Origin of the sequence: Clostridium tunisiense TJ (assembly GCF_000300195.1) — a bacterium.
GTDB classification, from domain to species: domain Bacteria; phylum Bacillota; class Clostridia; order Clostridiales; family Clostridiaceae; genus Clostridium_J; species Clostridium_J tunisiense.
Window position 1 is genome coordinate 74508 of record NZ_AMQH01000016.1, and the last position, 12564, is coordinate 87071.

General features: G+C 34.1%; 15 protein-coding genes. 3 read left to right on the forward strand and 12 right to left on the reverse strand.

Annotation, left to right across the window (positions count from 1 at the left end; translation table 11 throughout):
- Positions 1-77 precede the first annotated feature (77 nt).
- The 3 genes from C661_RS0117025 (at position 78) to C661_RS0117035 (ending at position 1723) form a co-directional block, all read left to right on the forward strand.
- Entirely contained in the window at positions 78-392 is a 315-nt protein-coding gene (locus tag C661_RS0117025; protein WP_017416558.1) for a PadR family transcriptional regulator, read from the forward strand.
- 11 nt (positions 393-403) lie between these two features.
- Positions 404-1039, forward strand: a complete 636-nt coding sequence (locus C661_RS0117030) for a hypothetical protein (RefSeq protein WP_017416559.1) — start codon at positions 404-406, stop codon at positions 1037-1039.
- 66 nt (positions 1040-1105) lie between these two features.
- Positions 1106-1723, forward strand: a complete 618-nt coding sequence (locus C661_RS0117035) for a DedA family protein (RefSeq protein WP_017416560.1) — start codon at positions 1106-1108, stop codon at positions 1721-1723.
- Positions 1724-1856: 133 nt separating this feature from the next.
- Here C661_RS0117035 and C661_RS0117040 read toward each other — a convergent pair whose 3' ends face one another.
- From C661_RS0117040 to C661_RS0117100, 12 genes are all read right to left on the reverse strand, one after another.
- Positions 1857-2585, reverse strand: coding sequence for a MerR family transcriptional regulator (locus tag C661_RS0117040; protein ID WP_017416561.1), 729 nt, complete (start codon positions 2583-2585; stop codon positions 1857-1859).
- 27 nt (positions 2586-2612) lie between these two features.
- The gene (locus C661_RS0117045) at positions 2613-3476 is read right to left on the reverse strand and encodes an Hsp33 family molecular chaperone HslO (protein ID WP_017416562.1); all 864 of its coding nucleotides are present in this window, start codon (positions 3474-3476) and stop codon (positions 2613-2615) included.
- 622 nt (positions 3477-4098) lie between these two features.
- A complete protein-coding gene (nagZ, locus tag C661_RS0117050) occupies positions 4099-5829 on the reverse strand; it encodes a beta-N-acetylhexosaminidase (RefSeq protein ID WP_017416563.1) in 1731 nt (576 codons plus the stop codon).
- Positions 5830-6317: 488 nt separating this feature from the next.
- Positions 6318-7082 (reverse strand): ABC transporter permease, encoded by a 765-nt coding sequence (locus C661_RS0117060; RefSeq protein ID WP_017416564.1) that lies wholly within the window; start codon positions 7080-7082, stop codon positions 6318-6320.
- On the reverse strand, positions 7083-7844 hold the full coding sequence (locus C661_RS0117065; protein ID WP_017416565.1) for an ABC transporter ATP-binding protein: 762 nt from the start codon (positions 7842-7844) through the stop codon (positions 7083-7085).
- A gap of 113 nt (positions 7845-7957) precedes the next feature.
- Positions 7958-8146, reverse strand: coding sequence for a cysteine-rich KTR domain-containing protein (locus tag C661_RS0117070; RefSeq protein ID WP_017416566.1), 189 nt, complete (start codon positions 8144-8146; stop codon positions 7958-7960).
- A gap of 144 nt (positions 8147-8290) precedes the next feature.
- Positions 8291-8641 (reverse strand): DUF1048 domain-containing protein, encoded by a 351-nt coding sequence (locus C661_RS0117075; protein ID WP_017416567.1) that lies wholly within the window; start codon positions 8639-8641, stop codon positions 8291-8293.
- Positions 8642-8650: 9 nt separating this feature from the next.
- The gene (locus C661_RS0117080; protein WP_017416568.1) at positions 8651-8998 is read right to left on the reverse strand and encodes a DUF1048 domain-containing protein; all 348 of its coding nucleotides are present in this window, start codon (positions 8996-8998) and stop codon (positions 8651-8653) included.
- Positions 8998-9321, reverse strand: a complete 324-nt coding sequence (locus C661_RS0117085; protein WP_017416569.1) for a PadR family transcriptional regulator — start codon at positions 9319-9321, stop codon at positions 8998-9000. The genes C661_RS0117080 and C661_RS0117085 overlap by 1 nt, the downstream gene beginning before the upstream one ends.
- Before the next feature lie 458 nt (positions 9322-9779).
- Positions 9780-10301, reverse strand: a complete 522-nt coding sequence (locus C661_RS0117090) for a VOC family protein (RefSeq protein WP_017416570.1) — start codon at positions 10299-10301, stop codon at positions 9780-9782.
- 92 nt (positions 10302-10393) lie between these two features.
- Positions 10394-11356 carry a helix-turn-helix transcriptional regulator gene (locus tag C661_RS0117095; RefSeq protein ID WP_017416571.1) on the reverse strand — a complete coding sequence of 321 codons (963 nt, stop codon included), beginning with the start codon at positions 11354-11356 and terminating at the stop codon, positions 10394-10396.
- Between the two features lie 294 nt (positions 11357-11650).
- Positions 11651-12526, reverse strand: coding sequence for an AraC family transcriptional regulator (locus C661_RS0117100; RefSeq protein WP_017416572.1), 876 nt, complete (start codon positions 12524-12526; stop codon positions 11651-11653).
- Positions 12527-12564: the final 38 nt, after the last annotated feature.

Genomic DNA, 12564 nt, shown 5'->3' on the forward strand with positions numbered 1-12564 from the left:
GCATTGTTAAGTAATATATTATATACTCATTTATGTAATGTACCTAACATTATTAAGTACATAAAGGAGGGTTGATTTTGAATAAGGAAATGTTGAAAGGAACCATAGATATTCTTATTCTGTGTGTTCTAAATGAAAATGATAACTACGGATATGAAATTTCTAGAACAATAAAAACAAGAACTGAAGGTAAGTTTGAGATACAAGAAGCAACCTTATACTTGTCTTTAAAAAGATTAGAAAAACAAGAAGCTATTGCTTCCTATTGGGGTGACGAGTCCAGTGGCGGTAGGCGTAAATACTATAAGATTACTGAAAGCGGTATAAATTTAATGAATCAATCAATTAAAGATTGGAAAGAAACAGTTGAAATAGTTGAGAAATTTATCTAGGAGGATTATTTATGAAAAATATTCTAAAAAAGACTTTTAATTTATCGGATATCAAATACTCGTGGCTACTACTATTATCAATGGTAATTTTTATATTATCCCTATATTTTGAAAAAATTAGCTCAAGCATTACCCCATTAACTCAATGGATAACATATGGTTCAGCATTTCTATCAGCAGTAATTTGGAGTGTTTTGAATTATATAGCTCACATAAAGGTTAATGCAAATTATAAAAAATATGATGACATTAAAACTTATGTCGATAACTTAGTAATGAGTAAAGATGACAAACTTGAGCTCATGGCATACTTGGAAGATTATGCTGCAGACCTTTCGTCACAGGGAAAAACAAAGGCAGAAGCTGTCCAGATAGCAATAAACCAGTTTAGAGTACAAGAATTCTCTTCTATTTCCAAAAATAACAGTGTTCTTAATCTGCCAATACATTATTACCTAATAGGTTATGTATTAGTTGATATTGCCTTAGTTATTGTTTTAGCACTTCTTACTAATACAGTATTTCATGGTTATTTCTGGTTATCAGCTTTTGAATTCACCCTTGCCGCATATGGTGTTGGCTTCTTAGGTTTATTCTTCTTATATAAGGTCTTCGATGCCGCTATATCAAAAAAAATAAACAACTAAGACTTGAAGCTTAAAAGCAATTGGTATTTTTAAATGAAACTTTAACAGCAAGAAAGGATTATTAATATGGAAAATTGGATTATTAACTTTATGGAGAACTTTGGTTATCTTGGTACTTTTCTCATGATCTTATTAGAGAATGTTTTTCCACCTATACCTTCAGAAGTAATTCTTACTTTCGGAGGATTTATGACCACAAATACTGGGATGACGATTATGGGTGTGGTTACCTCTGCAACTGCTGGTTCTGTAGCAGGAGCTATTGTACTTTATGGTATTGGTCGTGTATTTAATGTTAAAAAACTGGAGAAAATAATCACCCGCTTTGGGCACATCCTTAGATTAAAAGTTAGTGATATTGAGAAAGCTAATTCTTGGTTTACTCGCTACGGTTACAAAGCTATTTTTTTCTGCAGAATGGTTCCACTAATCCGAAGTTTAATTTCAATACCAGCTGGTATGGCTGGTATGAAGTTCAGTCTCTTTATACTTTATACCACAGCAGGAACCCTAATCTGGAACATAATACTGGTTTGTTCAGGTGCAGCCCTTGGTGAGTCCTGGGGGGAAATCCTAGGATTTATGGATGTGTACTCAAACATCACCTATGGAATCTTAGGTTTAGCATTTGTTATTTTCAGTGGATTATGGTTCTTAAAAAGAAAACCTAATTTAAAGGCATAATTAAGCCGTTACAAAGTTATACAGTGAAAAACAAACTTATGAACATAAAAAATCACTAGGAAGGTTACTTCCTAGTGATTTTTAATTTTAATTATTAGTCTGAGGATAAATACACTACAGTATTTATATCCGCCTATTTTATATTTGCTAATGCATCTTTCATATATTTATAAAGCTCTCCACTGATACCACTTCCTTTTGCTGCATGTGGATTGTCTGAGTAATATCGTTCAGCTGAACTTATAATTTCTGTATCTCCCCCTGTAAAAAAATCCATTGCTTCCTTCCATTTTCTTGCTAGTTCAATCACTGTTGGATTATCTACAGATGTGCCCTTTTCCATTTCATATTGAAATAAAGAAATTAATTCGCCCCAACTACTAGTATACTTATCTGCTTCATTATTATTTAGTTCATTATATTGTTTTTTTATAAGGGTGATTTGTTCCTGAGTAAAGTATTTCTTTTGATTTTTAATTAATTCTATTGAGTTAATAAACTGTTCTAAATTAGGTTTCCTCCAGGAATGGAAAACCTCCCATAGTTCCTGTAGCTGACCCTTTAATTCTTCTTTGAGTTTAATTTCTTGGTTTAACCTTTCAATTTGCATCTCTATAATTTCCTTAGGATTATACTCAGGGTTCTCTAAGAACTCTTTTATTTTATCTAAAGAAAAATCCAATTCCTTCAGTGACATAATTTGCTGTAGTTTTATGATATCCCCTTCATCATATAAACGATGTCCAGAGCTGGTTCTAGAGGTTGGACTCAAAAGCCCAATTTCATCGTAATGGTGAAGAGTTCTTATTGTAAGCCCTGTGAGCTTAGATAGCTCACCTACCTTCCAGGTTCTATTCTGCACTGTGATCACATCCTTCTAAACTTTTATCTATTGTATAAGATTTTTTATTTCCTGGGAACTAAAAGAGTATTTCTTACCACAAACATTACAAACAATCTCCATGGACTTTTTATTTTGAAATGCATCTACTAACTCTTCTTTACTAAGAGAGTATAGCATAGGGTAAAAACCTTCTTTTGAGCATCCGCAAAAAAATCTAACTGGATACTGCTCAACTATCTCAATATCTTCAAATAATAAGTACGGTATTTCTTTTAAACTCTCACTATGTCCTAAGTTTGACAAAATTGAGTGATTTTCAAAAATAATTTCTTTAATGGTATCAATAACACTAATAGGTGCACCAGGAAGCAATTGAGCCATTATACCTCTACATAATATAACTTCATTATTTTCATTATAAACCATATTTATTGAAAAAAATGAATCAGTTTGCTCACTTTGTTTGAAATAATAGGAAAAATCATCAACAATATTCCCATAAGGCATATCTGTTATGCCAGTAAAAATACTATGCATTCCTAAATCCTTAAGTACTTGGATACAGCCTTTCTGTCCTATTAAATCTTCAATGGATAAATTATCTATATTATCCATTGGTACATTTAATAATTCATCACTTATATATCCTCGGATATTTCCCATGGAATCAGCGTCTGCAAAAATTTTATGCTTTCTATTACTTCCACTAACCTTTATGCTAACTCTCTGATTTCCTTTTAAGGTTGCAGATATTAAAGTTGCAATTGACACAGTTTTTCCTAGTGCATCTTTTAAAGTCTTGACAATATTTTTATGATTACAGATTTCCTTTATCATATCTGTACCTTCCAGGAAAAAAATTCTAACTTCTTTGTTATATGCTAAGGTTTTTAAAATATAATTATTCATTTTATTTCAGTCCTTTCTTAAGTTTTTTAGTTTTCTCGTAATTTTTCTATTGATAAGTTTCTAAGTTACTTCTTCAAATACCGGAAACCAGAGTTAAAACGTAAATTACACATAAGTCCTTCCCTAGCTCCCTTAAAGGTATATGACCATGAATAATCTTAAAATTGCATGATGGAATCCATATCTTACGTAAGGCTATATAAGGTAGTAAATAAATCTTACAGCCTAACGTAAGGTGAGGTGCAAGAGTTTTTTGTTTAACTTTTTTCATTTTCTTCTTTATTAGCAAAAATTAGTAAGTCTAAACTTCATTAAACCTCAATCAGGTCAAGGTGGTAACATGTTAAGCTATCAATGAAAACCTATGTTAATAATCCTCAGAGAGTTCCACCCAAAGGACAAATGAGTGTTTTCACACTTCCTCATAAAAGCTAGTGATTACTTACACATTTTTACATGCATTCTGAAACCCTGAAACTCCAAGGCCTTCCAGGTGTTTTGCCATGGCAAAAAAGTTGAATTTCCTATATAATAAAAAAATCCCCCAAACTATTTAGTCTGAAGGATCATAAAACATACTTCAATTTTTATAAAAAACACACATTAAAAAGGATTTTAATAGCTAATGTAAATACTTATTTAGAAGGTCTGCAATTAATTGATTTATGCCATTTATGTCTGGATTTTCAACCTTCTCATCCTTAATACCATACTTTCTTTTTAACTTAATAATTCTTTCCACACTTTCATTTATTCTTTGTTGCGAGATTTCTCCTTTTTCAATAGCTGATTTTAAAGCGGATTGGATTTTTTCAACATTATCATAGCCATGGCCTACTAAGATAATGTCGCTCCCAGCCTTTACTGATTCTACTGCTGCTTTGCCAATATCAAAATGCTCTACAATAGCCCCCATTGTCATGTCATCCGTTATGATTACCCCAGTAAAACCAAGTTGTTTTCTAAGAACATCCGTCATAACCACCTTTGACATAGAAGCCGGATTATTTTTATCTAATTTAGGTATTAACATATGTGCTACCATCACAACCTCTGCTCCTTCATCCATGGCACGCTTAAAGGGGATTAACTCTAGTTTCATAAGTTCCTTAAGGGTTTTATTTACAATTGGCAGTTCAAGGTGAGAGTCCACTGCTGTATCTCCATGGCCTGGAAAATGCTTAATTGTTGGAATAACCTTTTGAGACTGTATCCCCTTCATGGTTTCAATGCCAAGTTTACTTACTATTTCTAGGTTGTTTCCAAAGGATCTGTCACCAATCACAGGGTTATTGGGATTGCTGTTAATATCAAGAACAGGTGCAAAATCCAGATTTAAGCCAAATTCTTTTAACTCATAGCCTAAAAGTCTTCCAATTTTATAAGAAAATTCAGAGTTATTTACCTCTCCAATCTGTTTGTTTGGAGGAAAATTAGTAAGTGCCCCTGGTAATCTTATGACACGTCCACCCTCTTGGTCAACACCTAGAAATAGGGGTATATTAGAACTATTTTCAGCTTTTATTTGATTCACAAGTTCAACAGTTTGTGTAGGGTTTTCAAAGTTATTCTTATAAAAAATAATTCCTCCAACATGTAATTGGTTTATTAATTTTTGTGCTCCAGTATCCATTGTAGTTCCAGAGACCCCAGCAAAGATCATTTGCCCAATTTTTTCTTCCAAGTCCATTTTAGAAACCTCCTCAGAAATATATTGATTTCCTTGTTCATTAGATTTTTCATCAATCTGTGAGTAGAGTGAACTATGGTCTACCTTTGGGTTTGGTTCTTTATCTGTAGGTCTTGGCAAAACCCATAATAACTCAGTGGAAGTAGTTATATGATAGACAAGTATGATTTGATCATAGGTTGAATCCTTATAATATCTAAGATCATTAGGTTCTCCACCAATTTTCTTGATTTCTTTTAAAGAAATGGCTTGTAGTTCAGGATTATAATTTCTTATATCATTAACAATGTCATGAGTATAACCAAGAGTGACATGACGATTTTCATACTCTTCATATCTACCTTCAGCTGTTTCCGAAATATGATTTGATTTTCCCGACTGTTCATTAACTTCCTTCCACTGTGTTTTCCCAGAAACAAAAGAAATATTAGGAACTTTACCTTCCTTAGCTAAGGAAAATGTTTTCTTAACTAATTCCTCAAGTTTTGAAATCTCATCCTTATCCAAATCTAATGGTTTACCACTGTTGTGGTCAGTTATATTTGATTCCTCATTAACTGAACTTTTTTCTTTTAAGACATTAATACCAATCACCAAGGCTAAAATCAGGAGTAGAATTGTAAAAATAAATAGCTTAAGCCGAGAAGTCCTTTGTTTATTCATTTTCCTCACCCCTTTTTATCATATTATTTTTAGTATTTACAATTTCCTTAACAAATCTTCAACTATACTTAAAATATGTTTATGGTACTCATGCTTTTTTATTACAAAGATCTCAATTGTCTTTTAAAATGAAGTATTAAATTTATCCTTCTCTTTCACTCTATGTTCCGTACTCAAGGGTACGGTTATTTATATTACTAAGCATGGGAACTTATAACCTTCTGAAGAATATGCAAGGGTAAATAGTGGTAGTAATCCTAGTTTTTATATTTTTACCCCAGTATTGGAATAGAAATTCAAAGGTGTTTGAATCTCTTTATCTCTCCTATTTCAGTAATGAAATATCCTTTTTTCTTTTGATAATATTCTAAACTCATCCATATCTCTCCAAAGAAAATCCCCTCCATATGTTCCTATAAACACCTGTGGAGGGGTAAAATTCAGTGAAAATATTAACTTTTATATATGAGTGATGTCAAACCCAGTACTTACAATTTTTTATAAGCCTTCATGGCAAAGCTATAAGCTACCAACATTATTACAATACACCACGCAAGGGCAACCCATATATCATTTCCTACGGGCTTACTTGCTAATAAATTACGAATAGCTTCTACCATAGGGGTTACAGGTTGATTTTCTGCAAAGACACGTACTACCGAAGGCATAGTATCTGTTGGTACAAAGGCAGAGCTGATAAAGGGTAGGAAAATGATTGGGTAAGAGAAGGCCCCTGCACCATCTGGTGTTTTAGCAGCAAGTCCAGCAATTACAGCCACCCAAGTCAAAGCAAGTGTAAAGATCCCAAGAATTCCAAAGACTCCTAACCATTCTAAGATTCCTGCTGAAGAGCGGAAGCCCATTAATAATGCAACAAGTATAATCACTATTACGGAAATTCCATTTGAAATTAATGAAGTTAATACATGTCCCCATAATACTGTAGAACGAGCTATAGGCATAGAGTGAAAACGCTGAAAAATACCACGTTCTTTATCTATAAACAATCGGTAAGATACATATGCAATGCCACTACCAATAGCCATTAACATTATACCTGGTAATAGGTAATTAACATAATTCTCTGTACCAGTCTTAATTGCACCCCCGAATACATAAACGAATAATAGCATCATAGCAATTGGTGTAATACAAACTGTAATAATTGTATCCATACTTCTAAAAATATGACGCATAGAACGTCCAAACATAACACTCATGTCTTTTAAAAAATATTTTTTTATTGATTCCATTTATTTATCCCCCTTTTTGCCAATGATTGTTAGGAATATTTCTTCTAAGGTAGGTTGCTTCTCAACATATTCAACCTTTGCAGGTGGAAATAATTTTTTCAACCCTTCTAGTGTGTCTAGAGCAATGATTTTTCCTCCATGAAGAATAGCAATTTTATCTGCAAGTTGTTCTGCTTCCTCTAAGTATTGAGTGGTTAAAAACACTGTAGTTCCTGTAGCTGATAATTCTTTTACAATTTTCCAAACTTCTAAACGTGCTTCTGGATCAAGCCCTGTTGTTGGCTCATCTAGGAAAATGATTTTTGGATTACCCACAAGACTCATTGCTATATCAATTCTTCTTTTCATACCACCAGAGTAAGTACCCACTCTGCGATCTGCAGCTTCTGCCATACCAAAACGTTTAATTAGCTCATCAGCTACCACCTTTGGGTTTTTAAGATGTCTAAGTTTTGCTATCATTTGAAGATTTTCACGACCTGTCAAAATTTCATCAATAGCAGCAAACTGACCAGTAAGACTTATGGAACTTCTAATGTTTCCTGGACTTTTTTCAATGTCAAAACCATTGATCTGAGCACTTCCAGCATCTGCTTTAAGTAAAGTAGCCATAATTCTAATCATGGTTGTTTTTCCTGCTCCATTGGAACCTAGTAGTGCAAAGATGCCCCCCTGCTCTACTTCAAAATCCACTCCCTTAAGTACTTCTACATCTTTATAAGCTTTCTTTACCCCTTTAACTTCTATAATATTTTTTTTCATTTTCTTTTCCTCCCCTACAATATAGTAACCTTCCTCAAAGCTGCGTCTAACTTTTTCAATGCAGCTAGAGAATTATCATAAAAAAGAGCCGACAACAGTGATTTTACTCACGGTTATCGGCTCTGCGTCATAGCGTCTGGCTCTTTGATAACTGATATATTCATTTGTTTTACATTTATTATGGTTTCTTGTTTACACTTAGGACAAAATAACGGGAAGTTTTCAAGTACCGTATCAACACCTATCTTCACCTTTGTTTTGTTACCACACACTGGGCATAATATCCACTCATATTTACACACTGTACCATCCCCTTACTTCAGGTTGTTGTTAACCACTATAATTTTTATACCTGCAACCATTAAGCTGCAATTCAATGTACTCCCACATTGGGAGGAGCGCAGATTTTTCTATTTTAATTGCTTTTTCCATCCCATATCTCACTTTTACTTTGTTTTATCTGTTACCTTTTTCATGGCCTTATTAACTTCTTGGTTAGCAGATTCTTGGTAGATGTCAGCATAAGTTTTTGAATCTTTGATTAAATCGTCGCAGAAAGCTGCTACATCTCTACCCGTCACCTCAAGGACACCTTTACCCAAGGTTACACCCTCTTCAAAAAGATCTATAATCCCTGATAACAAATCGATGCCATCAGTTAACTCAACTGGACCCACCTTAAAGAGATATTTTTGAATCTCTTTATAAACAATCTGATAATCTTGTGGAAGGGTTTTAACACGAGCCACATGGGCTTTCCATTCTTTTTTGCCTTCAATTATATCTTGTATTCTCATTTCATCCTCCTATTTACCTAACTTTTTAGCAATATTATTATTAAGTTGCTCTCGCCACTTGTCACGATAAGACTTTGCCCCTTCTTCACCCACTAGGGCTAAGCAGAAGCCTTTGATATCGTCACCCAAAACCTCCTGGATGCTCTGTCCATCCGCTGCCGTTTCCTCCAGTAGTCCAAGGACACCATCAAGAATTGGCATAAGGTTCCGACCAGTGAAATCTGAGTGGGACCAAAGATTTGCTTTAATTATTTCCCATGCCCCTTGATAATCAGCAGGCAGCCTTTTCGCTCGGGATTCAAAAGTTTTAAATTCTTTAGTAATGTCACTTCCCGTGATTTTTTCCCAAAAATTCATTATTTCTTCTCCTTTAACTCATTAATTTTTGATGATACGAACTCCCATTTTTCCCAGAACCTCCTCAGTTCCTCACGCCCCGCATCGTTGAGGTTAAAAAACTTTCGCGGTGGTCCCATATCCGATGGTTTCTTCGTAATTTCCACTAGCTTGTTTTTTTCAAGTCGTACTAAGATGGTATAAACTGTGCCGTCTACAACATCCGAAAATCCCAATGCATTCAACCTCCTAGTAATCTCGTAGCCATATATTTCTTCATGGCTGATAATTTCTAGAACACAGCCTTCTAGCACTCCTTTAAGCATTTCCGTAAGGTTCTCCAATGTAACCACTCCTTGCTATTCTGTATTACTGGTATTCAGTATTACTTACTACAGCTATATAGTATCACGCAGTAGTGCTGATGTCAATACACTTTTTTATTTTTATCAGCAAGATTTAAAATAATACTAGGGATTATAAAAATGAAGTTGAGTATTCTCAATAACCTAGAGATAAAACACTTTAACTTTCCATATAGTTTCTCTCTATATAAATGCATGCAAATAAGACTAAAATCAAACAGGCAAATCCTTAACCCTGAGATCAATCCCCCCTAGTCTGAATAAAATTTTCTACATCATTTTCTTGTAAAACTTCCGAAAAATTAAAAACACAAAAATTAAAAAACACATTGATAAAATCATCAATGTGCTTTCTTAATTTTTATGTCTATAAATTGCATTCACTTAAGTTCATTATGTGTACTGAAAAACTTCCACTTCTAATTGAATATATAGTTTTACTTTTCAACTTTATTAAAGCTGTCAGCCCATTCTCTTACTCTACGGCTGCTTTCTTCTTCTGATAAATCTTCGATTCTAGTCATGATGGTCCATCTTACGTTAAAAGGATCTAAAATGCTTCCAAATCTATCCCCTGAAACAAAGTTAGCAATGGGCTCTCTAACCTTTGCCCCTCTTTCCACTGCATTTTCAAAGACCTTATCTACTTCATCAACATAAATTGCCAAAGAATAGCAAGCTTCATCCCCTGTTGGCGGCAACATTAATTTATATGCTGGGTTAGCTGCACCTAACTGTAAACAGCCATTTCCAAAGTCTAATTCAGCATGAGCAATTATTTTGTTTCCACTTTCATCAGTAAATTCAGTAGTATCCTTAATCCTAGCGTTAAAAACACTGCTATAGAACTTTATTGCTTCTCTGGGATTCTTTACTACAATAAATGGTGTTATAGTTGTAAAGCCCTTTGGGATTCCGTTCTTTGTGTATTTACCAGTTACTCCAATATGTTTACTCATAATTCTTCCTCCTTTAAATTCACGAAATACCTTTCTTCATTGTTATACTTATTATAAAACAGCTTCACTGACAACTGCTGTCAGTGAAGCTGTTAACTTTGATAATATTCCATTAACTCTGCTGTAACATAAACCAATGCCTTTTTCAAGGTTTCAGGCTTTATCACCTGAATAGCTTTACCATAGGATAAGAGAAAATATGGTACGTATTTATGAATTACTCTTTCATCAAGTAAAAAAGTAGCTTCATTTAAAGTCCTTTCTTCAAGATGATGCCCTAAAAACCAATGATTGCACAGATCGTCCAAGGCTTCTGCCCTACCACTTATAACTAATGAAACCATTTCTGCCTTACCTTCTTGGTGGGGTAAAATACTTTGCATAAAAAACTCTCTTGCTGAAAAGTCTTCTGGACGCATAAAGTCCCTTTTAATATGTTTTATGTCTAAAATCCTCTCAACTCTAAAACTGCGGATTTCATTCCTAAGATGACAAAATGCCACAGTGTACCATTTGTTATTCCAATAAAGTACTCCATAAGGGTCAATAGTTCTTTGTTTTGGTTGCTCTTCCTTACTTGTTCGGTACACAATTTCAACAGAATGCTGATTCACTACAGCTTGCTCAAGTTCCCGTAATGTAACCTTAACCTTAGGGTCAGAAACACGATTTATTACATCAAAGGTAGCTAAATGATCATCCAGTAGTTTTTCCTGTTCCACATTAGAATACATCTTTAACTTTTCTGTAGCTTTGTCTAAGGATTCACTAAAAGGATATCCAGCTTCTTTTGCAAATGTAGCCGCTTGAAGTATAGCCTTTTGTTCTTCAACTGAAAAAAACAAAGGTGCTCTGATAAAATTGTTCAATAAACTATAACCACCCTTCTGACCTGTGTCGGATACTATAGGTACCCCGCTGGCGCAGAGAGAATCTATATAGCGGTAAACTGTTCTTATATTTATTTCTAATTTTTCTGCTATTTGCTTAGCCGTTATTTTTTCTCCTGAATTCAGCATCCACAGAATGGCTAGCATATTATCGTTTTTTGACAAAGCACCACCTCTTTTCCTTACTCATTTCCATTTAGTATGTTCCTTTAGTTTTATCTCTATTTTCATTATTAAATCTCTATTCTGTTATTATAACAGGATATTTTTCCATTAAATAGAGTAACAGGAGGCTCAACTTCAATTTTACTTAAATACTTGTAAAATTTTTAAGAAGTTTTGCCTACCTGTTCTATATTTCTACAGCTTTTATAAATTTACTAATTAAGTCCCCTAGTGCTGAATATTCAAGAGCAAGACTATAACAAGCTAATTATAATTCTCCTCTTTCATCCTTAGCTACTTTCTTTTCTTCACTGGTATCCATATTTCACTTTTGAAATTTGGAGAAGTTGTATCTTTGCTCTCATTCCACAGTATCTCAGGTCCTTCTGTTATTTCATAATTTGAACATGGAAACCATTCAGAGTAAATGCGTCCCCAGACATTTTGTAGTGTCTCTGGGAAAGGTCCTACTGCCTCAAATATAGCCCAAGTTGAAGGTTTCACTGTAAGCTCTGCTAAATCCTTTGGGCACTGCTTATTTGTTGCTACCCCAATGTAGTGATCAAGCACGCCCTTCTCTTCCATTCTTCCCTCTGAAAAGTTCACTGATGCACTTATTAGGCCCATTGGCTCCACATTTGAAAGTTCTTTAAGTGTTTTAATCATCTCCATGTTTAGGCTTTGCCACATAGCAGCAATTTCTGGATTTACTCCGTTAAAAACTATTGGCACTGTTTTCTTTATGCCAACTATTGAAAAGGCTTCTTTTTCTTCAATTCGATAATTCATTTCATTTCCCCCTTGTATTGATAATTGGAAGGTCATTCTTGGATAGGATTTCAGACATTGACCCTTGTTTCTAGCTTCAGAAGGAGTTATTCCATGTAACCCTTGAAAAGCTCTTGCAAAGGAGTCCGCTGAGCTGTAGCCGTATTTTACTGCAACATCAATAACTCTTATATCACTGTTATTAAGTTCAAAGGCTGCAAGGGTTAGTCGTCTACGCCTGATGTACTCTGATAGGGTTACTCCTGCAAGGAAAGAAAACATCCTTTGAAAGTGATATTGTGAGCATAAAGCTATCTTAGCAACTTCTTTCAAATCAATGTCACCATCAAGATTTTCTTCAATATAACTAAGTGCTTTGTTCATATTTTTAATTGAATCCATGTTATGACCTCCTCATATCAATAGATTAACAGAGACTG